The sequence below is a fragment of the Fluviicola sp. genome (genome assembly GCF_029266855.1).
In the GTDB taxonomy this organism is placed as follows: Bacteria; Bacteroidota; Bacteroidia; order Flavobacteriales_D; family Crocinitomicaceae; genus Fluviicola.
The window spans coordinates 269,646-294,194 of the sequence record NZ_JAQSWB010000002.1; the positions used below are offsets into that span (position 1 = coordinate 269,646).

Consider the following 24,549-nt stretch of genomic DNA (forward strand, 5'->3'; position numbering starts at 1 on the left):
ATCAGACTCCGTCATGAGGAGACCGAGAGGGGTGGTATCGAGACAAACACGTGCGGGATACTCGAACTGACAAGCGGAACGCGAGATACATTATGGTGTTACATATGTGTGCAGTATTTTCCTCTGACACTTGTCTGTTTTACCACAGATACACAGATTAGAGCTAGCCTACCGGCCTCGCTTTAAAGAGGCGACTGGTAAGCGCCTCAAAAAATCTGTGCATCTGCGGGAGAAAAATAGGAGTGGGTGTCATCCCCGATAGCTATCGGGAGTAATTAATTCCCGATGCTCGCGTACCTACCACAGGTCTTTTCAAAAAAATCTCAACCTCCCATAGGGGTAAATTGATTCTCAGTTGTCTTAAATTCAAAAGATGATAACTTTGCCCTTGTGAAATACACCGGGGTGGAAGAAAAACAAGTGATAACACAAGTTGTGACAGGAGATCTAAAGACATTTGAGATGGTATTTCGCGATTATTATAAACCGCTGGTTCGCTACGGCAACACTTTTCTGAAGGATTCGGATGAAACGGAGGACGTTGTTCAGCAGGTATTTGTCTCCCTTTGGGAAAAAAGAACGCAGTTGGATATTCATACTTCAATCCGGGCGGTTTTGTACAAGTCTGTACAGAATGCCTGTTTGAATAAGATCAAGCACCTGAAAGTCCGCGATACTTATGCGGAAGAAATGATGGCAGTGGCTGTTCCCGAAGAGACTTCCGACCCGGTCCAGGTGAATGAACTCAATGAACGGATTCAACAGGCACTGGAAAGTATGCCCGAACAATGCGGACGCATTTTTAAGATGAGCCGCTTCGAACAGTTGCGTTACCAGGAAATTGCCGATCAATTGGGCTTGTCGGTGAAAACCGTGGAGAATCAAATGGGGAAAGCCCTCAAAATTGTACGTGAAGAGTTGAAAGACTATTTGCCGATACTTATCCTTTTTTTCATTCAAACGCTATGAAAACAGTACATGATATGGATGCGCTGATCGGCAAATTCCTTACGGGCGAAGCGAGTCCAGAAGAAGCAATGTTCCTGGAGGACTGGATTGCTGAGTCGGAGGATAACAAGCGGTATTTTGAACAAAGTGCCAAAGCATTGGGCTTGGTGGAGAAAGCGGTTTCAAGTGATGCTGCCTGGACGAAGGTGGAAGCACAGCTGAAAGAAACTCCGGTCCGGAAACTGAATGTCGGATGGATCTCTTCGATTGCTGCGATCCTGATCATTTCTTTTGGTGCGTTACTATATATGCTGAATCCGGGTGAGGAAAACACTGTTTTCACTGCCGGGAATAAGGAAAAGAAGATTGAGCTTAACGATGGGACGGATATTCGCCTGGCTGCACATTCGAGCATGGAATTATCTGCCGGTTACGGAAAGGAGAACCGTTCGCTGAAATTGAAGGGCTCGGGCCATTTCTCTGTAAAACACAGTGAAAAACTTCCGTTTATTATTGATGCCGGACCGATTCACATCAAAGATCTCGGGACCGAATTCGATGTAATAACGACCGATGACACGATTTATGTCCGCGTGGAAGAAGGAATTGTGGTAATCTACGACAACAAAGGAATGCAACTTACCCTTCATGCAAATGAAAGTGCTCATTATATTATTTCCAGCGGTGATTTGAAGTTGGACGTGCTGGCGGAAAACCTGAAGAAACAGTATAAAACCATCCTGCTTGACAACCAGCGCCTGGAAGATGTGGTTGATCTGCTCAATAAAACTTATAAAGTAACTATTCGAATTGATAATCCCGCCTTGAAAGATTGCCGGATTACGACCGAGTTTTTGAATGAAGATCTGGACACCGTCCTGATGGTCATCTCCCAGACACTCGAAGTAACTATTATCCGGGAAAAAGAGAATAACTATGTGATTAAAGGACTGGCATGTATACAATGATCCGTTTTTTAGGTACCGTTTTCCTTTGCTGCATTGTTTTTACTTCAAACGCGCAAACTCCTTACCTGGAGAAAAGTGTAACCATTCGCTCGGGGATGTATGCTTACGAGGATTTGTTCAAACAGATTTCCAGTCAGACCGGTGTGGTGTTTTCCTATACCGGCTTCGACGATAAACAGCGTGTATCTGCAAAGTTTGACAAACAGCCGCTCCGGATTGTTTTGAATACGCTTTTCGATAACGGGAGTTGTGGCTTCAAGCTAAAAGGAAAATACGTGATCATTACCTGTAAATCAGCTCCGAAACCGAAGACGGATAATGCCTCGGCAAGTAAGTCCGGTGTCATTGTGAACGGGTACATCCTGAATGCGGAAGATTCTTCGGAAGTGGCCGAATCCAGTGTTTATTTACGACAAAGCAAACAATCGGCGCTGACCAATGAGTACGGTTATTTCAACCTGTCCCTGCCTAAAACTGCCGATGTGCTTTCCATTTCCGTGGCAAAAGAAAATTTCAGGGATACGACGGTTGTGATCTTTTCCCAGCAGCGAAACACGATCGTGATTTACCTGCAGCCCAAATCGACTCCGGTAAGCATACTGACAGATGATTCCACGCGTGTAACTCTTTCGATCGATTCCGTAAAACCGGCAGCAGCACAAGTCCGGGATACCATTCCGAACCCGACTCCATTCTGGAAAAAGTTCGCAGAAAGCCGTGCCAACCTGAGAAATATTTCAGACACTTTGTTTACCAACGTTTCGTTTTCATTGATTCCGCCTCTTAGTACCAATCGCCTGCTTTCGGTAAATACCGTGAACAAATTTTCATTCAATATATTGGCAGGATCTTCTAAGGGAATTGATGTTTTCGAGCTGGGAGGCCTGTTCAATTTCGATTACGGGAATGTACGATATGTACAGGTCGGTGGTTTGGCTAACCTGGTTTCGGGAACATCATCCGGGGTGCAGGTGGGCGGATTGTTCAACACGGTTGGAAAAGATGTGAGCGGAGTGCAGGTCGCGGGTTTACTCAATCTCGACCGCGGAAAAGTAAAGTATGTCCAGGTAGCCGGAATTGCCAATGTGGTGAAGGATACGGTTACAGCTATCCAGGTTGGCGGAATTACGAATATAAACCGTTCTTACACGCAGGGAATTCAGATCGCAGGGATTTATAACCAGTCGAAAAATGTGTTTGGAGGCCAGCTTGCCGGAATTGCCAACTACGGTGATACGGTTTCCGGTGTGCAGATCGCCGGGTTGGTGAACACAGCGCGCGCAGTCAATGGGTTCCAGCTTTCAGGCTTGCTTAACAGGGGCGGAAAAGTAAACGGTTCGCAGCTCGGTTTCATCAATGTGGCCGATTCCATTACCGGAGTGCCTATCGGATTTTTGAGTTTTGTAAAAAAGGGATACCACAAAGTGGAAATTGCCTGTGATGAAAATTTACTGACAACGCTCAGCTTCCGCACCGGTGTGGATGTGTTTCACAATATACTTATCGCCGGTGTGCAAATTGACAAAGGACCTGCCTTGTGGACCTTTGGTTACGGCTTGGGATCTGCCATTCGACTAGGAAGAAAATGGTACCTGGACCTGGATCTTACGATGCAGCACCTATATTTGAACAACACCGACTTTAGCTACAATACGCTGACGAAAAGTTTTCTTGGTGTCGAATACCGTTTCGGAAAGAATTTCAGCATTGCCGCCGGACCTACTTTGAACTGGTACAGCACCGAAACCACTGCTGCGGATACGGATCCGATCTGGAGTAAGATCAGTCAGCGGACATTGGAGAGTCCTGAAGGATCTTATTCCAATGGAAATCCTGTTAGCTCTTATACCAATCGTTTGTGGATCGGGGCAAGATTGGCTTTGCGGTTTTTCTAGGGTTTTTGTTTCCTCCCTCAAGGGGAGAGGCTGAAAAAAAATCATTTTCCAATAGGGGTAAATCCGGGCTCAGTTGTCATAGATACAACTAACAAAATAAAGTCTTTATGAAACATTTAAAATTGATGATTCCGGCGCTTGTGATCCTTGCCGCTTCATTTACATCTTGTAAGAAACACCTGTTTAATTCGATTAAAGGAAAAGGAGAAAAAGTAACTGAGACCCGGAATTTGAGTGGTTTCAATAAAATTTCATTTTCTATTGACGGCGATCTGAGTTATGTGCAGGACTCGGTTTATTTTATTGAAATAACGGCACAGCAAAATGTTTTGGAAGTTATTACGACAGAAATGGACGGCGGAACGCTGAAAATCGATTCCGATAAATGGATTCGTAAGCACAGCGGAATTAAGATCATTGTCCATTCACCCAACATGTATGAGTTTGACCTGAGCGGAAGCGGAAACATCGAATCATCATCCGCAATTTTAACGACGCAGCTGGACTTAAATATCAGCGGTTCCGGGAATATAACACTTGCTTCGGTTCATGCAGATGAGTTGGAAGTGAAGATCAGCGGTTCGGGAAATATTGCAGTTTCAGGCGGAGTGGCTACTAATCAAAAAGCGACGGTAAGCGGCTCCGGGGATATTGAAATGGCGGGTCTGACAGCAAATTATTCAGACTCTAAAATCAGCGGATCGGGATCTGTTACCGTTTGGGTATTGGATCAGCTGAACGCTAACATTTCGGGAAGCGGGGATATCCGGTATAAAGGAAATCCGATCGTAAATACAACAATCAGCGGTTCAGGTTCCGTAATCCATCTCTAGCTAATTACGAATTTCTAATTACGAGTTACGAATTGATTGATTTGAGACAGCTTTACGATTTGCTTGACTAGTAAAAAAGCGTCTCTTTAAGGTCAATTTCTTTAACTCGGAATTAGGAATTCGGCATTCGTAATTTAATCTTTCAAAAATCATGTTTCAAAAAACAACGAAATACTTCGTGTCGGGAATCCTTTGTTTTATTGTCAATGCCTGTTTCTCCCAAACACAAACGGTTCGGGGCACAGTTATCGACAATATTTCCCAGTCTTCCATTCCGGGTGCGGTCATTCAAATAGCCGGACCGGATTCCGTGATCCGTGCCGTAACAGATGAGGCCGGTAAGTTCAGCCTGTCACATATTCCCGTAGGAAGCAGGACGATTGAAATCACAGCTTATGACTACAAACCGGTAGTAATGCAGAATGTTACCGTGAATGCGGGGAAAGAATTGGTCCTGACTATCAACATGGAAGAAGACCTGAAAAAAATAAGCGAGGTTGTCATCACGGCCAAAGCTGATAAGAACAAACCGCTGAATGAACTTTCTACTGTCAGCACCCGGACGTTTTCCGTTGAAGAAACACAGAAGTTTGCAGCTGCGGTAAATGATCCGGCGCGCATGGCGACTTCTTTTGCCGGTGTGGTAGTTGCCGGCGACGGGAATAATCATATTTCGATTCGCGGAAATTCACCCAACGGTCTTTTATGGCGAATGGAAGGTGTGGAAATTCCAAACCCGAATCATTTTTCGAATGTTGGAACAGCGGGCGGCGGAATCTCTATTTTAAGTGCACAGCTTTTGAGTAATTCCGACTTTTCAACCGGTGCTTTTGCCGCTGAATACGGGAATGCGCTTTCCGGGGTATTCGACCTGCGATTGAGAAAGGGAAATAATGAAAAGCGCGAATACACCGTGCAGCTCGGAATTTTGGGATTGGACCTGGCAGCTGAAGGGCCGTTTAAAAAAGGGTACGAAGGTTCTTATCTCATCAATTACCGCTATTCTACTTTAAACGTATTGGGGAAGATCGGCATTCCGATCGGAGACGCAAATACCAATTTCCAGGACCTTTCGTTCAATGTTTATCTCCCGACCAGGAAGCTGGGCAAGTTTACCCTATTTGGTTTCGGCGGATTGAGCTACCAGACAACTACCGCTGAAAAAGATTCTGTTCGCTGGGAGCAGGATGATTTTCTCCGCTTGAACACGAATTTTTACAGTAACACAGGTGCGGTTGGAGTTACAAATACCAAGCTTTTCAAAAACAAATCGTATTTAAAAACTGCTTTGGTTTTTTCCGGGACTGAGAACGGATACAAACAAGATCGGCTGGAGTTTGATTATGCTACATTTACACGCGAATACGAGCAGCGATTTGTACAGAATAAACTCACGCTTTCAAGCACCTACACTCAAAAGATCAATGCAAAGAACAACATCCGGACCGGGTTCATTTTGAATCATCTTGGCTACAGCTTAATCCAGAGCGATATGGGAGATTCTACCGTTTTACAGGAACAGATCAATGAAAAAGGCGGAACAGAAACCATGCAGGTGTTTTTCCAGTGGAATATGCACCTCACGGAAAAGCTGACAGCGAACCTGGGAATCCATTCTTTTCAATTATTCCTGAATAACAGCAGTTCGTTGGAGCCGCGGGCATCGCTGCGGTATGATGTTCATCCGAAACACCACCTTACCTTGGGTTACGGTTTACACAGTCAGCTGCAGCCAATAGGTGTTTACTTCGTGGAGCATACTGAAAACGGCACAACCACACTTCCGAACCGCAATCTGAAGTTAAGCAAAGCACATCACTTCGTTTTCGGGTATGATTTCGTCCTGAACGAACACGAGCACATCAAAACAGAAGTGTATTACCAGCATTTATTCGGTATTCCGATCAGTAAAGATCCCACAAGCACGTATTCGATCCTGAATTCAACAGATGGATTCCCTTCCGAACCTTTAAGTAATTCTGGGCTTGGGAGAAACTACGGTTTGGAGCTGACTTATGAACGCTTCCTTTTCAAAAATCTTTATTACCTGCTTTCTGCTTCCTTGTATGAGTCCAAATACAAAGCAGCTGACGGAGTTTGGTATGATACGCGATTCAATACCAATTATGCAACTTCCTTAACTATCGGGAAAGAATGGAATTTGAAAAACAAAGAGAAAAGCAGAACTCTTGGTGTAAATATTAAATCCATCTATGTCGGAGGGTTCCGCTATACCCCGATTGATCTGCCTGCATCCGTAGCAGCCGGTGAAGCGAAGTATGACAGGTCGCAAACTTATCAAAAGAGAATGCCCGATTATTACAGACTGGATATTCGTTTGAGTTTGAAACGGAATTATAAAAAGGTTACAAGTACTGTTGCGATTGATATTCAGAACACAACAAACCGAAAAAATGTCGGAGGGCAGTATTTCAATAACAAAACCGGCGAAGTGAAGTACTGGTACCAAACAACCCTGATCCCGATATTAAGCTATCGTCTGGAGTTTTGATGAAGGTTTTTTAGACTCTAAGACCAGAGACACAAGACTAAAGACAGGAATCCGTCTAAAGGCTTGTGTCTTATAGCCTGATCTTTTAATTCTTTCGAAAACGCAATAAACACTATCTTAGATGCAATAACAAGATGTAAATGCTCGATTTTTATTTCATACCTAACGATCAGACAAAACCACCTTATCCCACGGATCTGGAGTTTGCCGGTGAATTGGATGGGAATGTTTTTGGACGCCTGCAATCGAAAGGAATTATTGATAAGCGCTTTGACTATTATTCAGATTTTCGATGGAGTGAAGTGCTTTTGAAGCAGATACGTAAAACAATTGATGATAAACAACTGCATTCGGATACGGATGTGAAGAAATTGCTTCAATTCGTGGATACTGCACTTGAAAAGCAGAGTGGATTGATTGCTTATGGAGATTAAGCTGTGTTAATCCCTTGCCCATGGATTTTCCAATTCGGCATACGTAATTATTTAAACCATATTCTCAGGAACGACCCATTGATCAAATTCTTCAGCAGTCAAATAACCCAATTTCACAGCCATTTCTTTTAAGGTTGTTCCTTCTGCGTGTGCTTTTTGAGCAATTTCCGCTGCTTTGTAATAACCTATTTTGGTATTGAGTGCAGTTACAAGCATTAAGCTGTTGTTGACGTGTTTTTTAATGTTAGCTGTGATGGGTTCGAGTCCCACGGCGCATTTGTTGTTAAAGGAAACACAGCCGTCGCCGATCAATCGTGCGGAATGCAGGAAGTTGGCAATCATAAGGGGTTTGAATACGTTCAGTTCGAAATGTCCGTTTGAACCGCCGATACCGATTGCTACGTCATTTCCCATAACTTGTGCAGCGATCATTGTCAGGGCTTCACATTGTGTGGGATTTACTTTTCCTGGCATGATGGAAGACCCCGGTTCGTTGTCGGGAATGTGGATTTCACCGATCCCACTGCGCGGACCTGAAGAAAGCATACGGATGTCGTTGGCAATTTTCATTAAGCTTACGGCCACTGTTTTCAAAGCGCCGTGTGCTTCTACGATCGCATCATGTGCTGCCAATGCTTCGAATTTATTTTCGGCTGTAACGAATGGTAAGCCGGTCAGGCTTGCAATGTGTTTCGCTACATTTTCGGAATATCCCGGAGGTGTGTTGATGCCGGTTCCAACTGCTGTTCCGCCAAGAGCTAATTCGCTCAAATGGTCGAGTGAATTCCTAATGGCTTTCAGTCCGTGGTTCAGTTGGCTCACATATCCGCTGATCTCCTGGCCTAAAGTCAGGGGAGTTGCATCCATGAAATGCGTTCGTCCGATCTTCACAACATGCATGAAGTCTTTGCTTTTTTGAGCAAGCGTATCACGCAGCTTCTCTATTCCGGGAATCGTGACATTGATCAAAGTCTGATAGGCAGCAATGTGCATGGCGGTGGGGAAGGTATCGTTGGAAGACTGTGATTTGTTCACATCGTCGTTCGGATGCAGCACTTTTTCCTTGTCTGTCAAAGATCCGCCGTTCAATACGTGTGCGCGGTAGGCAATCACTTCATTGACGTTCATATTGCTTTGTGTGCCGCTTCCTGTTTGCCATACAACCAAAGGGAACTGCTCGTCCAGTTTTCCTTCCAGGATCTCGTCCGCCACCCGACCAATGAGGTCGGATTTTTCCTGTGACAGAATTCCGGCATCCAGGTTTGTGAGGGCAGCAGCTTTTTTGAGATAGGCAAAAGCGCGGATAATTTCTTTGGGCATTCTGCTAATATCCTGAGCGATTTTGAAATTCTCGATGCTGCGTTCGGTTTGGGCTCCCCAGTAGGCGTCGGCCGGGACTTTCACTTCTCCCATTGTATCTTTTTCGATGCGGTATTCCATGGTGTTTTTGATTGAATTTAAAAAAGAATCCGTCTAATAAGTCTCCCGCAGAGGAGAACAGATGTATGTAGCGGATTTTTCACTTTTTGTTTGTGTGTTTTAACTCCTAAAATTATCGATTATTAAGTTACGGAATAATCGTCTTTTTGGGTTGTTTTTTTGGAATTAGTTTGTCTCTGCCGGTTCGAATAATTCTGCTTTATGTCGTTCCGGATACATTTCACTGCGTCATGAGACGAAAAAGAAGTGAAAGAGATCTATTTCTTAAAAAAACATAAGCCACTATACTAAAAGTGATAAAGTGCGTAAATTTAAGAGTACTCCGATTCCAGGTTGTCTCCATAAGAAATTAATTCACATCCAATACTGTTTAAACTGCGTAGTTATGGAGATGAATATTCGAATGAGTTTACTGGTACTGTTGTTCCCATTGATGAGTTATGGACAATTGGCAGATTCACTTTACGAATTCCAGTCTTTCCGGCTAACGTATGAGAACGACATTTTCACAGCAAGTGACCGTTATTATTCACAGGGAATTTTTCTTCAGTACGAGCATCACAATATGAAGCTCAACTGGCTGGAAAAGTTTTTCATCCGGGTTCCGGATATTGAGCGAAACTTTCAAACCGGGGTATCACAAAGGGCCTATACTCCTTCAACGATTTTGTCGGATACCTTACTGGTTGGCGACAGGCCTTACGCCGGGACAATAACTTATGGCGCTCAATTTTTTTCAAGGAGCAGAAGCAGGAATTATACCCTGAACTGGGGCGTCAACGCCGGCTTCATTGGAAAACCCGCATTCGGAGAGTACACCCAGACAACTGTCCATAAGTGGATTGATAATGCCATTCCGATGGGGTGGGAGCACCAGTTAAATACCAGTTTTGTTGTGGACCTGAACTTCGGGGTGAGCAAGTCTTTCTTTAGCAGAAGCAGGTGGATCCGCCTGAGTCTGACTGACCTGGTAACGATGGGGACACTAACGAATGATATGCGCTTGCAGGGATATTTGAAGCTCGGTTACATCGGACTACGCAGGCAGTTTTACCTGTATTATTTACCCGAATTGCGGATTGTCGCCTATGACGGGACTCTTCAGGGAGCTATTTTTGCCGTGCCGAGTAAAGCCGCGCTCCCGGCCAGATCGATCGAACGCCTGGTCTCTGAGCAGCAAATCGGGATTTACCTGCAATACAGTCCTTTCTTTGCAAGCGCTCATTTTCACTACCAATCCCGCTTGTTTAAATATGCCTGGAACCATATGTGGGGTGGACTTACAATTGGTTACATGATGTGGGATAGTTATAAGAAAAAACGGTAGGGACGCGATGGATGGGGGAACAATCACTCCCGGTAGTTATCGGATCGCATCTATCCTCGTGTGCTTCGTGTTCCTTGTGGTTAATCTACCACGAAGAAATTTTCCCTGATGTTGGTGGAGGGTTTATTTTTTATGAACCGTCAAATATGTACTCACCACCCGGAACCCGATGGTTGGCCGAGCATCAATAATTCCTGTGTTGGGATCGGGAGCATAAATTTGAATTTCCTCTCCACTACTTCTCCATGAACCTCCTGCTGTTCCGGGTTCAGTTTTATCAATTCCTTCATAAACCATTTCAGCAACGTTACCCGACATGTTGTATAAACCCAATGCATTCGGCCAGAATGATCTGGATGGAGCCGTTAAGTCGGAATTATCATATTTAATCTTAGAGAATCCGGTTGTATCAACTTGATCTTTGATAAGGTCATGTGTGAAGTTGGCCTGGTACATTCCGTCTGAATTTCTACGATATTGCCCATTCCACGGATAGGGAAGCTGTTTGCCCTCGTTTGATGCAGCTTTGACCCATTCTACACGAAGCGGCAAACGAACATCGTTGTATTGCACCTGTTTTTCATCACCGACATATTTTCGCACTTCTTCCGAAAGCCATTTACAGTACAATTCGGCCCCTTCGCGGGAAACGTTCACAATCGGGAAGTCATTATAAGCTTTGTGAGAAAAGTAATGCTCCTGATAAGTGTTTCCACCGTTCTTGAATTCTTTGCTCCATGCCGATTGATCCGGCTTCGCTTTCATGAATTCGTCTTTCCGTCCCTGGATGATCAAATCAAACAAAAAGGTGCGGTATTCGAAATTGGTAACTTCCCCGATTCCCATATAGAAGGCCTGAACGGAAACTTGTTTACCGTTATAGTCAAACGTACCGCTTGGAATGTAGACATAGGCACTCTTGTCGTGCTTTGCCAGGGCTTTCAGCATGGACCGTTTTTTCTTTTTGGTGATGGCAATTTCTTCTTCCGTCAGCCTGGGGAACTGGTAGGGAAGTTCGTCCATTCCTTTCGGCGGAAGCATTCGGCGGTTTTGGTTATTTTCTTCCGGTTCTGCCATTCCCGTGTTTTCAGGAATGAAAGGAAGTTCGGTAAACAATTCCTGGATTGCGACCAGGGAGGAGGTGGATTTGTGAATGGAGTTTTGCTGACTTTTAGTTTCAGGCTGAATTTGCTCTGCTTTCACGGAACTGTTTTGTAAAACTACTTCTTTGACAGGTTTATTGACTGAATTTTGATTCGGGGTTTTGCTTTCTCCCTTATTCCATAACAGGAATACAGAAAGGCTTATTGTGCTTACAGTTGCTAACATGATGATCCATTTTTTGGTGAATACTCGGGTTGTTTTGGTCTTATTCACCGAAGGGCTGTTTACAGCAGAAATGAATCGCTCTTTGGTCTGTTCAAACGACTGTACGGCCTGATCCTGCTTTGCAAGCCGGAAGAGCTGGTCTAAATTTCGTTGTTTATCCATGGCTTTGTACTGTTTTTAAAGCAGATTCATAAGTAAGGATCTCCATCAGTTTTTCGCGTCCGCGTTTCAGCCGTTGTTTTACCGCTGATTCGGATGCGTTTTGAATGATGGTAATCTCCTGAATACTGAATCCCGAAATTTCAAAAAGGATAATGCTCTCGCGCTGTTCGGCAGATAACTGCGCCAATGCTTCGTACAAATAATGAATATCTGCATGCGACTGTGGATTGGCGTTTCTGTCCGGAACTTCCAAATGAACATTTCCTTCCGGAATCCGGTTTTCCCGCTTCTTTTGGTGATAATTCCCTAAAACACGTACACAAATGCTAAACAGGAAGGAGAGGAAGGCTTCTTTTGATCTGAGGGAATCGAACTTTTCGTAGGCAACCAACAGGCTGTCGTTCATCAGATCCCTGAAATCCATTTCATTGTAAACCCGCGCTCTGCAGAAGCGTTCAAACCGTTCATGAACCGGTTCGTAGAGTTTGAGAAATGCGTCTTGCTTGTCCTTCATTCGTGTTAATCATACATTGGGTACAACTGTATGTTTGACAAAAATGGAAAAAGTTACATTGATAATTGAAAATTAAAATATAATCCCGATAACTATCGGAATCAAAAAACCCAGCAGGGGCGCGATTAATCGCGCCCCTGCTGGGTTTATAACGGATAAGTATTTGTTTTTTTACGATATTAATGATTGCGTCGTGTGCCTAACTTGTTCTCTGCAACACCACTTTCCCGCTCAGCCAATGATTGTTTTCATCTAAATAGCGGATGAGGTAGATCCCGGTGGCGTAATTCGATAAATCGACCTGGATGCGTTCGTCTTTTTTCAATTTCGGAAGGATCTGAAGTACTTTCCCGCTCAGATCGGAGACATACAATTCTTTGATATCTGTATTCGGAAGGATGGTGATCATTCCATTTGTCGGATTGGGATAATAGCTCCAGGTAATGTTCAGGGCTTTCGGATCGGGTTTCACTCCGCTCGTATCACTTGAATCTGCAGCAGGAATTGTCGACACAATGGAATCCGGGATATTCAACGCCAGGTCGGGAATGTTCTGCTGGCAATCCGGCATGTAGGTATAACTTTTCAGGATGCGGACCATGATGGCATTCAGCGTTTCCACTTCGTAACTGTCTGTCGATGGTTTGATGTGGCTGTTCCCGATTCCGCTGTGATCGGTCAGGAAAGTATAGGTTCCGTTCGTTCCCAAAGCCAAAGTGCGCATTAAGTATTCGGTACTTTTGTCGATCCCGCTCGCCCCGATAGGAACAATGCGAATGCCTTTCTCAGCTGCTTGGAGAATTAAACGCTGAAGGCGTTCGTTTACAACGGCATTCTGGTGCGGCGGTGCATCCAGAACCAAAAATAAGATCCGCGCCCGTGCATTTTCGCTCCAACTCAGGTTATTAATGGCAGAATCGAGACCCACGTCCATCGCTTCGGGGAAGTCGCCACCACCACCGGCATACTGCTGGTTAATGAAAGCGTCTGATTCGGATAAAATGCGGTTAAAATCCATGCTTTTAGTAACATATGAATCTCCTGCGTCCCTGTAATAGACATTCGCGAACCGGAAATTCAATTTGTTACTAATTTGTTTTGACTGGAAAATGACATCACTCATTTCCGCTTGCAAAAAGCTGATTTCATCGCCCATGGATCCGGTTGCATCTACTACAAAGGCCACGTCGACATTTTCCACTTCCTGGCAGGAGATATCCAATTTTTGGTGATTCAATCCGTTTTCAAAAGCTTTGACTTTATTGATGGTGGACGTTTTCCCGTTATATGAGATTTGGATGGATAGTTTTCCATCGATCACTGGTGTTTCGTTTTTAATGGTCAGCCAGCATTCTGCTTTCCCGCTATTATCGGTTCTGCTTGTAAAAACAACATCCCGGTTCAAAAGCAATTGAACAACCGCATCCACAATTGGAATTCCGCTTTCGGATTGAAGCATGACCGTATATCTTCCGGATGGAGCGATTTGCCAGGTTTTTTGGTAGCTTGCCAATTCTCCTTTGGAAAGATCCTGCCACATTTTCCACTTGGAAAAATCATTTATTTCACCCGCTGTAAGTAGTTTTGAACTGGCAGAAGCTCCAACACCAAGCCCGCCAGAGGTTCCGTCGACAGAAGCCCAACCGCTTGTGGTGACACCGGGCGTAGTAGCCATGACGGCCCCAACCCGGGTGGGTGTTCGGGAAAGATCTTCCCGCTTGTACGCTTTGGCAGATTTGGATTCAACGCGATAAGATTCAACGGCAAGTTCTTCCAGGGCTCTTCCTTTAAAATCGCCGTCTTCGGATCTGGTGGTGTGCGTTGGAGGTTTACTCGGATCAGCTTTCATTTTGAAATCAGCGACTTCATCTCCGGTAACTTTAATTTCTTTCGTGATGGGTGAGTAGCCGGCATAATTCATGACACAGACGTATGTTCCGGTGTCAAGCGCAACGGCAAAGTTCCCCAGTTTATCCGTGAGGACAGAAGCAACTAATTTATCTCCTTTGTAAATGTCCACATTCCCGTAGCGAAGGGCTTCACTGTGGGCCTCCGTGTTCATGTTTCCGGAAAGTGATTGGGAAAAGGCAGCGCCGGTTCCAAGTAAAAGGATGCAAAGTAAGGTAACGAATCTCATAACATGCAGTTTAGAATTATTACTAGTTACACTTGAGATGCGTTTGGGTTCAAAAATCCATAAATAATTACGCATGCCGAACTCCAAGTTCCGAATTAAAAAGAGTATGCTTAGAAAACACCTTATTTACGACTATCCTGAAGTTTACATCGGATCAAATAATTCGTAATTATTCAACGGTAAATTCCTCCTTTTCATCCGGTTTGGATTTTTCTTTCAGCTTTTCACCGAACTTTTTGAGTCCTTTTTTCTCCTTTTCGATCTTTTTCTTTTCTTCGAAGGGATTCACTTCTTCTTCCTTTCCGAATTCGATTTTCAGTACTTCGTAATCTTTCTTCGGCGGCTGGTATTTTTTAATGGTGGTATCTTTTTTGAATAAACCCAATTCTGACTTAAGAATGGAGATTGCTTCCTGTTTTGCTTCCTCGCGGTTTTGTTTTGCATCTTCCTTGCGCGAAGTTTTATCCCATTCGATGATCGGATTGTCCAGGTTTCCGTACATGCGCACGAAGACTTTGATTCCCGTTCCGTCGTCTTCTACAATCCCGAATTCGGATTCGTCTTTTTGCTGCTTTAACTCGCGGAAACGGAAGGCAAATTTGTAGTCAATATCGTTATTGAACTTGTGTTTTCCGTCTACAGTAATATTAAGAGCGCTGGTTTTGATCTCCATTTTCGGGATAATGATCACGCTCTTTTTGATGAAAATGGTGTTTTCGAGCGTTTCGAACTGGATGTTGTTTAATTTATCCTGCAAAGCATCAATTTCCCTCGACTTCAGGATCATTTTGGTCTTGGTGGTTTTCAGATCTTTTGTAAGAGCTGTAAAAGTGCTGACGTTTTTCAACTGTCCACCGATTATTTTCAACTGGATCTGGGCCTCGAGTTCGTCTTTCAGAATACCGTAACTTAAATCAAAGGGAGCTTTCAGGTCCAGAATGGCTTCGGCACGACCGCTGATATTATCTTCTTTAATCACCTCCTGGTCAAAGTTGTTCCATTCGCGGAAGATCGGTTTGAAATAAATGTCTTTTGAGCTCAGACTGGTTGCCAGCTGAAAATATTCAGGAGCAGATTCTACAACGGCAAACGTTCCGCGAACAGTTGCATTTGCTGTGATTCCATGCAGTTTTTGAATTGAAATACTCCTGTTTCCAACCGTCATCTCACCATTGATCTGTGAGAAGGTATGATGATCCATGTGAATTGCATCCACGTTCAATTTGACATTTCCGTTGATCAGGGTAGGGAGCATCCACTCCCGGTTTGTGGTCGTGGTTTTCGGATCTCCTGCAATGCTGTTGGTAAAATCTTTCAGGTTGATTTTTTTACTTTCTGCAATTACGGCTACATCAAGAGTGTGCTTATCCTGCAAGAACAGATCAATGTGATTAAAGCTTCCGTTCAGTTCCAAATCCGATTCACCCAGGCGTACTTTCAGGCCTTCCAAAACAGCATCGCTCCGGTTTAGAATAAGATTCCCGTAAATATCATAGAACTTGCGTGAATCGTTTTGGAGCCTGAGATCGACATTATCCATCAAAGCTGTTCCATTTCCGTCAACGATCTCAACAAGGGCTTCACCGTTTTCAATCACAGTTTCCAGGTAAAAATTGGTGTTGACCTTTACTTTTCCGGAAAGCTCTTCGATTTTCGGTATTTTGAACAGGGCGTGAATTACTTCCAGGTCCAGTGAACCTTTTGCCGCACCGCGGTAGTTGGGTTTCGAGAATCTGTGAATAGCCAGGTGTCCTGAAAAGGGACCGCTGATGGTTTGGAAGGATACGTTCTTAATGCTTAGTTCTTCTCTGTCCTTGCCCTTCAAGGTGGAATAATAGCCTTTCAGATCAATGTTGCGAAGTGTCAATCCTTTGGTTGGTTCCGTTAGTCTTCCATTGTCAATAGAGAAATTACAATCCACTTTCGGATAGGAATCTTTTTTTAATTTGTTTTGGAAATCCAGGTGAAATGTTGCAGTTCCGGAACCTTTCAGTTCGGAAACGGTTTTCACTTCCTTTACCGCCAATTTATTCGCCAGGTCAGCTAAGGGGATTTTATTCGCATCAATGCGGAGTTTGACCTCACTTGTATCCACATTCACATCAAAGTCAAATGGAATTCCCGAAAGCAGTAGTTTTCCGCGTGTAATATTGAAGGTCTCAGCCACCTGGTCAATATGAACGGAAACATTTGTTGAAGCCTGCTGATTAATGATAAAGGGAACCAACCCGTTTTGAATCCGCTGAATATAGAAATTGGCTTTTGTTGCAATATCAAATTTATCCTGGGTGAAATTACCAACCAGGCGAATATCCTGAACATGTGTTCTGTAGCTGTTTTCATTCACCCTGTTCGAATAGGAAAAGCGGATCCCGGTTGCATGGATGGCTTCCAGGGTCAGGTTGAAACTCGTTTTTTCTCCGGATTCAGACTCCTTAAAAATATCGTAATTGACGGCTCCTTTTTTGTCGACCTTGAGTTTAAGAGTTCCCGGACGGATATCAATTTTCTTTACATTGTATTTCTCGTTCCAGATATCCATCGGGTTGAATTTCAGACGGATTTGTTCGGTAAACAATAAGGTGTCGTTCTTCGTGGAGTAGGAGAAAGCATCCTGGATGAAGACATTATTGAAGTCGAGGCTCAGATTTGGGAAGGTTCCCCAAAATGTAACGTCGATCTCATCCACATGAACTTCGGTTTTTAACGTTTTATTAATTTCAGAAATAGCGTAATTGATAATGTCGTCTTTGAAGACATAAAGCAGGAAGCTGATGACCATAACAAGGCTCACAAGGATCCCAAAGAACCACTTCACAGATTTCACCAGCCACTTCTTCCACTTCATACATCAAATTTACACCGAAACCAGGCTTGAAATTAGCCGGCACCCAATAGTAATTAACGTTCGATTTTTAATTTGTTTCAGTTTTGGGTAGATGATGTTTGAAATGGTGGGGCTATTTGTAGGTTTTAAGCGTATAGTTATTTTGGAAAGTCACTTTTTTAGTGGCTTAATTGATTGTTGGTCAACTTGTTATTGCGGGTTTGTAAACCATTTTATTAATACGTTAACGGATTAAGAGTATAAAGTTGATTTACAGGTTTTACACCGGATTTGTAAACCATTTTATTAATAGGTTAACAAATAGGTGCTCTCTTAATTGATTCACAAGTTTTTTACACTGGGTTTGTAAACCATTTTATTAATTGGTTAAAAAAAATAGCTTCTAACAGCTTGATTCAGACACCTAATCATCCCCGTAAGTAATTTACTTACAATTCATCTTGATTCACGGTCAGACAAAAAAAGGAGCCAGCTGCGACTGACTCCTCTCGTGTTAACCTCCTCTTCTTCCAGGGGACGTTATTGGTTTCGATGGTGTTGAACTTGGTGTCGAAACGGGAGCGCTTACGGGGCGCTGCACCGGAGTTGACACCGGTTTTACCGGTGGTGGTGTATATCTTGGTTCTGTTTTGACAGGTTCCGTTCTAACCGGCTCCGTATAAACAGGACGTGTTCTGATTACTTCCGGTTCTTTGTAAGGTTCAGGTGTTTTAACCGGTTTTACAGGCTCATTTTCGGTGGACGAACCGGAATTTGTTGTTTCTACAGGCTTGCTGCTAATCGGCTCTTTTTTAACCGGTCTTGTTACTCCTGTTGATGTGCCTTCTTTTCCGGTTGACTCAGGATTGCCGGAACTTGTAGTTTCACGGTTATTAACAAGGGGTTTATCACTTACTGTGCCAGGAGCAGATCCTCCGGAAGCTTGGTCTCTTGGAACTCCGCCATTGCCTGTGCTCCCGTGATCACCTAGTCGAGGTTCCGGATAACGCTCTCTATATGGTTTTTGTCCCGGGTTTACATTTGGTGTCGGATTTCTGATCGGATCCAATTGTCTTCCTGCTGTACGATCCGGAATATTCGGTTTTGGAGTTGGCTCGATACGAAGGAAACCGTTGTCGTAGATACATGCACTCAAATCACTTCCTGTAAATCCTCTGCGCTCACATTCTCTTTGTGCTCTTCTGCGGTCGTCTTCATTCATATCACCTAAAGTTCTGTGAACTCTTGGGAAAGATTCATCCGTGAATGCATAAGTGCTTTGGTTGAATCCGTAATCAAATAAAGATTCTTCCGGAGTTATGCGGTATTGTCTTGCAAAATCCTTCGCTAAAAATGCCAGGTATTCTTTTTCCAGTACCTGGTCACGCTGATTGGTCGAACCGAAAACTCCCATGTTCCAGTTAGAGGAAGCAATTCCTCCTTGCTGGTTGCGAACATCAAAGTCGTCTGAGCTTCTTCCGTTTGCGTTCCCGAGGATTCCGTCGTAATTATCTGCACATGGGTAAATTTCTACTGCAATATTGTAAAAGCCCATTCCACCGGTTTGAGAAGCGTCTAATTTTACGCGCTCTCCTGTAGGCCAGGTTACTACATAGTCGTTTTTACCTGAACGGCTGATTGTTCCTCCATGTTCCAGGTAGTAATTTGTTCCCTCAACGTAAACCGGCTCTCCGCCGATTCGAAGCGGTGTTGTGGTGTTTCCGTCCGGTTTTTCATTGGCATAAAAGCAAACGCGGTCGCCACCGACATTCATCGCTACGGCAGTGTTCAGCGAAAAGTCGTCTGATTGATTGCGCTGGCGAACCTGCACGTTGACATTTCCGCTTCCTGATTTTACAAGTGTAAATTCTCCTACGGTCTGGAACGAATAAGTAGCTCCGTCAAAAGATTTTAAATGCGGGTCACCGTAAGTTCTTCCCATGACCGGTTTACAATCAGGAGTTCTGCTTGTGAAGCTGTTTAATCGTGACCATTGGGAACGTGAAGCACTATCGCTTGTGTTGGTACTCGATCGCTGAATATGAGATCGGACTCTGTCTTGAGTAGTACTTGGCATTGCGCCAAACATTTCTGCGGGGGTGTATTCTTCCGGGAAATTACGATCCGGTGTCGGTTTTTTATTCGCCATTGCTTCCATAGAGGAAGCAAGCCACTCGCCCCGAACGGCATCCCAGGCAACCAAATCTTTCCTGATTGGCTGGAAGTCTGTTCCGAAGTTTGATTTTTCCTGCGCGTTTACTGTTCCAAGCACTGCAAGAGCGAATAATCCAAAGAATGTAACGTGTTTTTTCATAACAGTTGGTTTAATTCGAAATGCAACTAAACAATAAACGTACCGAAAAATGAAGAGATTAAAAAATGTTAAAATAAAAACGAATTATCATTGAATAAAATAAAAATTTAAAACAAGATCTATTCCTATAGAAGTATTACCAACAAATAGTTAATGGATTCCGAGCGATTTATACCTAAATATTTGCGTACATTTGCCCAAATAAATTAAGAAAATGAGTCTATTGACAGTTGGTAGTGTGGCATTTGATGCTATTGAAACACCATTCGGAAAAACAGATAAGATCGTAGGTGGTGCAGGAACCTTTATTGCATTGTCTGCTTCAAACTTTATAAAAGATCAGCGGATCGTTTCGGTAGTAGGAGATGATTTTCCACAGGAAACATTGGATCTGCTTCGTTCTAAAGGTGTTGCGCTTGAAGGGCTGCAAATCAAAAAAGGCGAAAAGACATTTTTCTGGTCAGGTCGTTACCACAACGATATGAATTCAAGAGATACTTTGGTGACGGAATTAAATGTATTAGGTGATTTTGATCCGATCATTCCGGAATCATACCAAGGTGCAGAATATTTGATGTTGGGGAACTTGAGTCCGCAGGTACAGCGCCAGGTGATCGAGCGTTTGACGAAACGTCCGAAGCTGATCGCAATGGATACGATGAACTTTTGGATGGATATCGCTTTGGACGATTTGAAGGAAACCTTAAAGCTGATCGATGTGTTGATCATCAATGATGAAGAAGCTCGTCAGTTGTCTGGAGAATATTCTTTGGTAAAAGCGAGTCGTGTAATTCGCGCAATGGGTCCTAAGACTTTGATCATTAAAAAAGGAGAACACGGAGCATTGTTGTTCCAGGACGATAAAGTATTCTTTGCACCGGCTTTGCCTTTGGAGGATGTATTCGATCCGACCGGAGCAGGTGATACGTTTGCGGGTGGATTTATCGGGTACATTGCGTCAACGGATGACACTTCTTTTGAAAATATGAAACGTGCTATTATTGCAGGTTCTGCATTGGCATCTTTCTGCGTAGAAAAATTTGGAACACAACGTTTATTGGAAATTACAAAGGATGAAATCGAGGCGAGAATTGATCGTTTTGTTTCCCTGACAAATTTCGAAATGTCAACTGTAGTTGGTTAAATATTTGTAAATTGAGAAACCACTAAAAGCTTTATCATGGAAAAGGCAAGTTTATTAGAGTCGTTAAAAAATCTCGTGCAGCAGGAAGATGCGCTGGCTGTAGCGCGCGAAGTGAGTGAATTACGGAATCAGTTCGAGGATGTAATTCTGGAGGAGGATCGTCAGTTCCAAATAAAACAACTGGAAGCTCAGGAAAAAGGAGAACCGGTTGAGGAACGTCCGACAGATCCGGTACGAGAAGAATTTTATAAACTACACAATGAATTCCGTGATCGCAAAGGAGGATTGCAGAAAGCTAAAAAAGAAGCTGAAGAATCAAACCTGCGCCGTAAAAAAGCATTGCTGGAGCGTCTCAAGGATGTGGTAGAAAAAGAAGAGAACATTGGTGCGGCGATGACTGCATACAAAGAGATTCACGATGCCTGGAAAGAAGTGGGAGATATTCCCCGCGAAAAGCGCCAGGACATTCAATCGGAATATTCCCGCTTATTGGAAACATTCTTTTACCATATCAAAATTTACCGCGAATTACGCGAACATGACCTTCATCGGAATCACCAGCTGAAACTGGATGTGATACGCCGGATCCAGGAATTGTCAAAAATAGAACACGTTAAGGATATTGAACAGGCGATCAAAACGCTTCAGAACGAATGGGACGAAACAGGTCCGGTTGGAAATGACGCATGGGAAAGCCTGAAAAACTCGTATTGGGATGCCGTAAGAGCAGTTTACACACGAATCCAGGCATTCTACGACGAAAAACGAACGGAACTGGCGGCAAACCTGGAACTGAAAAAGGAGATTGCACGAAAAGCAGCCGAACTGGTAAAGGATTTCACTTCAAGTAATACGAAGGAATGGGATACGGCAACGGCTTCTCTTTTGACTTTGCAGGAAGAGTGGAAGAAGATCGGTTTTGGTCCGCGGAAGGAAAACGAAGAGGTTTGGAAGGAATTCCGTGCTTCTTGTGATGACTTCTTTGCTAAGAAAAAAACATTCTTTGATTCGATCAGGGGGAAGTTTGATGAGGTAGCTGCCAAGAAACAACAATTGGTTGATAAACTGGAAGCCATTAAAGATTCTACGGATTGGAAGAAGACCACCGACCAGATTTTAACGATCCAGAAAGAGTGGAAAGCATTGGGAAGTGCCGGACAGCGGTTTGAACAAAAATTGTGGAAAGAATTCCGTGCTGCCTGTGATCATTTCTTTGAAGCAAAACAAGCTCATTTCAGTTCGAAAGACAAAGAGTTTGAAGAGAATTTAACGAAAAAGATGGAATTGATCGACCGGATCAAAGCGGTTACGATTCCTGAAGATAAAAAAGAAGCATTGAACCTCCTGAAAGGCTTTGCAACCGAATTCAACGAGATCGGACATGTTCCGATGAAAGAAAAAGACCGTGTTTTCAATGCATACAAAGAGGCTTTGGATTCTCATTACAAGAAATTGAAATTAGAAGGTGCGGAGCAGGAAAAAATGCTCTTCCAGGCACGTTTGGATACAATGAAAGGCGATCCGAATGCTGAAAGGGCTCTGGCAAGAGAGAAATACGACCTGCACGATAAAATTAACAAGCTGAAATCCGATATCTTACAATTTGAAAATAACCTTGGTTTCTTTGCGAAATCAAAAGGGGCAGACTTGTTGAAGAAAGAAGTGGAAGCGAAAATTGCCGCTGCTCAACGCAAAATCGAAGAGCTGAAAGCAAAGATTAAAATGATCCAATAATCGATGAATCGCTCCATAAATATTTTACTGATATTCTTCTCTTTCCCGGCATTTGCATTTATAATCTGTGTAGCGTTCGACATCCGCTTTTTAAATATTGCGATTGCGGAGCTTCCGTTTAAGTTTCACATTTTCATAGGAGTAGCAACCTTTTTATTGCTGCTGATCATCCGGAGATCTGTGAGTCGTTGGGTGGGAGTTTCCATGACGCGAAAACCCGAACGTTTTTTGTGGAGCACACCGGTTTCGGCTGAAAGGAAGAAGCAGGTTCGCTTATTTTTGACCATTGAAGCGCTGATAGCACTTTTCGCCATGATCACGGTATTTCTTATTACTATGGAAGCCTGGCCGATTGGGCTTGTCTACGGAATTATGGCGCTTGATCAATTGGTGTTTTTGGCGATTGCACAATCGTGGTTCCGGGTGGGTGTTACTCATAAGGCAGTAGTTGTGGCGGATCGCGAGGTTCGTTTGTTGTTCTTTTCCGGATTGAGAAGAATAGAAACGCATCAACAAACACTTTATTTCGAATACATTGAGGACCTGCAGCTCTTTTTTCCCATAAACTGTATTCCGGAAGGAAAGTATGGCGAATTCAGAACGGTATTGGAAGAACGGATTAATCGCGACCGGGTGTTCTTTTCGGAAGGATTTAAAGCATTAAAGTAGCCAGGATTGCAGGAAGCAAGATTAGAAACACTTGACTTCTGTCTCTTCAAAAGAATAGTTAACGATCAAAATAGCACTGATGAGAGGATTACTGAAAAAACCATTATTACTCGGATTTTTGATCGGGCTGATTTTATTGGTCTTATGTATTTTTGTTCCCATTCCGATGTACGACGGGATCTTTTACTATGATCGGGAACTGGTTCATTTCCAAGTAGAGTCGAAAGTTGCTTTGAGTTATTATTTTGGGTTCGGTTTGGATAAAACGCTAAGTAATGGAGTATTGCCGACCCGCTTCGAATTGAAACCGATAGGATATGCGCTTTTTGTACTGATCCATGTTGGTTTACCCGCTTTAGTTGGTATTCGCTTCAAGATGAGCAATGCCCGTAACGCTTATTCCGAATCCTCTTCGGCGAAGACAGAAGAAATCGAAAACACTTCGAATGACTAAAGATTTCCGCAGCTGGCTGTTATTATTTATTTTAGCATTGATCTGGGGCAGTTCGTTTATTCTGATGAAAAGAGGGATGTATGACGAAGCAGGAATACCCATTTTTTCAGATTCGCAGGTCGGAGCACTAAGAATAGCCATTGCCGGTTTGGTGATGCTGCCTTTTGGCTTGATGAATTTGCGTAAGATTAAGAATTGGAAACAAGTTGTATATCTTTTACTGGTCGGGACTTGCGGCAATTTCTTTCCAGCCTTTTTATTCACTTTTGCCGAAACCAAATTATCGTCAGGCTTAGCCGGAATGCTCAACAGTTTTACCCCGTTTTTCACTTTGATCTTAGGCTTTTTGTTCTTTAAGCAGACCATTAAACTAAAGCAGGTGATCGGACTTTTTATTGCCTTTTCCGGGATTTGCATCCTGGTTGGAATTTTGAACAATGCTCCCCTTGAAATTTCCCTATTGCATGTAGGAGCAATTTTGCTGGCAACGGTGATGTATGCAACCAGTTTGAACACGATCAAATTTAAGCTTAGCGAATTCAAATCTTTGGAAATTACTTCCTTGTCTTTTAGCTTCCTGGCAATACCCGCCTGGATTATTGTCTTGAGTTTGGATACATCGAGCGTTCTCAAAACAAATGAACATGCCTATGAAGCCTTGGGCTATATCAGTATTCTGAGTATTTTCGGAACCTGTTTGGCTTTGCTTTTGTTTAACCGGATCATTGCTTTGAAATCACCAATGTTCGCAAGTTCGGTAACTTATATGATCCCGATCGTTGCTGTCATCCTGGGAGTATTTCTAAATCACGAGCAGTTCCATGTTTCCCAGTTCCTGGGGATGATTGTGATTGTCGGCGGGGTTTATCTGGTGAATTCGAAGAACCAGAGGTAATTCCACATTATAA

General features: G+C 43.4%; 18 protein-coding genes. 12 read left to right on the plus strand and 6 right to left on the minus strand.

Annotation, left to right across the window (positions count from 1 at the left end; genetic code table 11):
- Window positions 1-390 precede the first annotated feature (390 nt).
- The 6 genes from K0S23_RS06610 (at window position 391) to K0S23_RS06635 (ending at window position 7,590) form a co-directional block, all read left to right on the plus strand.
- On the plus strand, window positions 391-969 hold the full coding sequence (locus K0S23_RS06610) for an RNA polymerase sigma-70 factor (RefSeq protein WP_300355642.1): 579 nt from the start codon (window positions 391-393) through the stop codon (window positions 967-969).
- Window positions 966-1,916: a FecR family protein gene (locus K0S23_RS06615; RefSeq protein ID WP_300355643.1), complete on the plus strand. Its 951-nt coding sequence runs from the start codon at window positions 966-968 to the stop codon at window positions 1,914-1,916. The genes K0S23_RS06610 and K0S23_RS06615 overlap by 4 nt, the downstream gene beginning before the upstream one ends.
- Complete coding sequence (locus tag K0S23_RS06620) at window positions 1,904-3,811, plus strand: hypothetical protein (RefSeq protein WP_300355644.1); 1,908 nt, start codon at window positions 1,904-1,906, stop codon at window positions 3,809-3,811. Before K0S23_RS06615 ends, K0S23_RS06620 begins: the two co-directional genes overlap by 13 nt.
- A gap of 107 nt (window positions 3,812-3,918) precedes the next feature.
- The gene (locus K0S23_RS06625; protein ID WP_300355645.1) at window positions 3,919-4,644 is read left to right on the plus strand and encodes a head GIN domain-containing protein; all 726 of its coding nucleotides are present in this window, start codon (window positions 3,919-3,921) and stop codon (window positions 4,642-4,644) included.
- 151 nt (window positions 4,645-4,795) lie between these two features.
- Complete coding sequence (locus K0S23_RS06630; protein ID WP_300355646.1) at window positions 4,796-7,156, plus strand: TonB-dependent receptor; 2,361 nt, start codon at window positions 4,796-4,798, stop codon at window positions 7,154-7,156.
- Window positions 7,157-7,296: 140 nt separating this feature from the next.
- The gene (locus K0S23_RS06635; protein ID WP_300355647.1) at window positions 7,297-7,590 is read left to right on the plus strand and encodes a hypothetical protein; all 294 of its coding nucleotides are present in this window, start codon (window positions 7,297-7,299) and stop codon (window positions 7,588-7,590) included.
- Between the two features lie 51 nt (window positions 7,591-7,641).
- On the opposite strand, the gene fumC is transcribed toward K0S23_RS06635, so the two are convergent.
- Complete coding sequence (gene fumC / locus K0S23_RS06640; RefSeq protein ID WP_300355648.1) at window positions 7,642-9,030, minus strand: class II fumarate hydratase; 1,389 nt, start codon at window positions 9,028-9,030, stop codon at window positions 7,642-7,644.
- Window positions 9,031-9,415: 385 nt separating this feature from the next.
- On the opposite strand from fumC, the gene K0S23_RS06645 reads away from it, so the two are divergent.
- Window positions 9,416-10,357, plus strand: a complete 942-nt coding sequence (locus tag K0S23_RS06645) for a lipid A deacylase LpxR family protein (protein ID WP_300355649.1) — start codon at window positions 9,416-9,418, stop codon at window positions 10,355-10,357.
- 123 nt (window positions 10,358-10,480) lie between these two features.
- On the opposite strand, the gene K0S23_RS06650 is transcribed toward K0S23_RS06645, so the two are convergent.
- From K0S23_RS06650 to K0S23_RS06670, 5 genes are all read right to left on the minus strand, one after another.
- Complete coding sequence (locus tag K0S23_RS06650) at window positions 10,481-11,848, minus strand: SUMF1/EgtB/PvdO family nonheme iron enzyme (RefSeq protein WP_300355650.1); 1,368 nt, start codon at window positions 11,846-11,848, stop codon at window positions 10,481-10,483.
- Entirely contained in the window at window positions 11,841-12,362 is a 522-nt protein-coding gene (locus K0S23_RS06655) for an RNA polymerase sigma factor (protein WP_300355651.1), read from the minus strand. Before K0S23_RS06655 ends, K0S23_RS06650 begins: the two co-directional genes overlap by 8 nt.
- Window positions 12,363-12,561: 199 nt before the next feature.
- Window positions 12,562-14,499: a T9SS type A sorting domain-containing protein gene (locus K0S23_RS06660; protein ID WP_300355652.1), complete on the minus strand. Its 1,938-nt coding sequence runs from the start codon at window positions 14,497-14,499 to the stop codon at window positions 12,562-12,564.
- Between the two features lie 169 nt (window positions 14,500-14,668).
- Entirely contained in the window at window positions 14,669-17,347 is a 2,679-nt protein-coding gene (locus K0S23_RS06665; protein ID WP_300355653.1) for an AsmA-like C-terminal region-containing protein, read from the minus strand.
- A gap of 493 nt (window positions 17,348-17,840) precedes the next feature.
- On the minus strand, window positions 17,841-19,640 hold the full coding sequence (locus K0S23_RS06670; RefSeq protein ID WP_300355654.1) for a VWD domain-containing protein: 1,800 nt from the start codon (window positions 19,638-19,640) through the stop codon (window positions 17,841-17,843).
- 214 nt (window positions 19,641-19,854) lie between these two features.
- Between K0S23_RS06670 and K0S23_RS06675 the strand changes: the two genes are divergently transcribed.
- The 5 genes from K0S23_RS06675 (at window position 19,855) to K0S23_RS06695 (ending at window position 24,536) form a co-directional block, all read left to right on the plus strand.
- Window positions 19,855-20,784: a PfkB family carbohydrate kinase gene (locus tag K0S23_RS06675; protein WP_300355655.1), complete on the plus strand. Its 930-nt coding sequence runs from the start codon at window positions 19,855-19,857 to the stop codon at window positions 20,782-20,784.
- A 36-nt stretch (window positions 20,785-20,820) separates the two neighbouring features.
- Window positions 20,821-22,518 (plus strand): DUF349 domain-containing protein, encoded by a 1,698-nt coding sequence (locus K0S23_RS06680; protein ID WP_300355656.1) that lies wholly within the window; start codon window positions 20,821-20,823, stop codon window positions 22,516-22,518.
- A 3-nt stretch (window positions 22,519-22,521) separates the two neighbouring features.
- Complete coding sequence (locus K0S23_RS06685) at window positions 22,522-23,187, plus strand: hypothetical protein (RefSeq protein WP_300355657.1); 666 nt, start codon at window positions 22,522-22,524, stop codon at window positions 23,185-23,187.
- Between the two features lie 79 nt (window positions 23,188-23,266).
- Complete coding sequence (locus K0S23_RS06690) at window positions 23,267-23,641, plus strand: hypothetical protein (RefSeq protein WP_300355658.1); 375 nt, start codon at window positions 23,267-23,269, stop codon at window positions 23,639-23,641.
- Window positions 23,634-24,536, plus strand: coding sequence for a DMT family transporter (locus tag K0S23_RS06695; RefSeq protein WP_300355659.1), 903 nt, complete (start codon window positions 23,634-23,636; stop codon window positions 24,534-24,536). The genes K0S23_RS06690 and K0S23_RS06695 overlap by 8 nt, the downstream gene beginning before the upstream one ends.
- Window positions 24,537-24,549 lie beyond the last annotated feature (13 nt).

Bases quoted from the DNA above. Each gene is read 5' to 3' on its own strand.
- K0S23_RS06615 (WP_300355643.1), top strand. From the start codon at position 966: ATGAAAACAGTACATGATATGGATGCGCTGATCGGCAAATTCCTTACG.
- K0S23_RS06695 (WP_300355659.1), top strand. From the start codon at position 23,634: ATGACTAAAGATTTCCGCAGCTGGCTGTTATTATTTATTTTAGCATTG.
- fumC (WP_300355648.1), bottom strand. From the start codon at position 9,030: ATGGAATACCGCATCGAAAAAGATACAATGGGAGAAGTGAAAGTCCCG.
- K0S23_RS06635 (WP_300355647.1), top strand. From the start codon at position 7,297: ATGCTCGATTTTTATTTCATACCTAACGATCAGACAAAACCACCTTAT.
- K0S23_RS06650 (WP_300355650.1), bottom strand. From the start codon at position 11,848: ATGGATAAACAACGAAATTTAGACCAGCTCTTCCGGCTTGCAAAGCAG.
- K0S23_RS06625 (WP_300355645.1), top strand. From the start codon at position 3,919: ATGAAACATTTAAAATTGATGATTCCGGCGCTTGTGATCCTTGCCGCT.
- K0S23_RS06655 (WP_300355651.1), bottom strand. From the start codon at position 12,362: ATGAAGGACAAGCAAGACGCATTTCTCAAACTCTACGAACCGGTTCAT.
- K0S23_RS06680 (WP_300355656.1), top strand. From the start codon at position 20,821: ATGGAAAAGGCAAGTTTATTAGAGTCGTTAAAAAATCTCGTGCAGCAG.
- K0S23_RS06660 (WP_300355652.1), bottom strand. From the start codon at position 14,499: ATGAGATTCGTTACCTTACTTTGCATCCTTTTACTTGGAACCGGCGCT.
- K0S23_RS06685 (WP_300355657.1), top strand. From the start codon at position 22,522: ATGAATCGCTCCATAAATATTTTACTGATATTCTTCTCTTTCCCGGCA.
- K0S23_RS06670 (WP_300355654.1), bottom strand. From the start codon at position 19,640: ATGAAAAAACACGTTACATTCTTTGGATTATTCGCTCTTGCAGTGCTT.
- K0S23_RS06645 (WP_300355649.1), top strand. From the start codon at position 9,416: ATGGAGATGAATATTCGAATGAGTTTACTGGTACTGTTGTTCCCATTG.
- K0S23_RS06690 (WP_300355658.1), top strand. From the start codon at position 23,267: ATGAGAGGATTACTGAAAAAACCATTATTACTCGGATTTTTGATCGGG.
- K0S23_RS06665 (WP_300355653.1), bottom strand. From the start codon at position 17,347: ATGAAGTGGAAGAAGTGGCTGGTGAAATCTGTGAAGTGGTTCTTTGGG.
- K0S23_RS06675 (WP_300355655.1), top strand. From the start codon at position 19,855: ATGAGTCTATTGACAGTTGGTAGTGTGGCATTTGATGCTATTGAAACA.
- K0S23_RS06620 (WP_300355644.1), top strand. From the start codon at position 1,904: ATGTATACAATGATCCGTTTTTTAGGTACCGTTTTCCTTTGCTGCATT.
- K0S23_RS06630 (WP_300355646.1), top strand. From the start codon at position 4,796: ATGTTTCAAAAAACAACGAAATACTTCGTGTCGGGAATCCTTTGTTTT.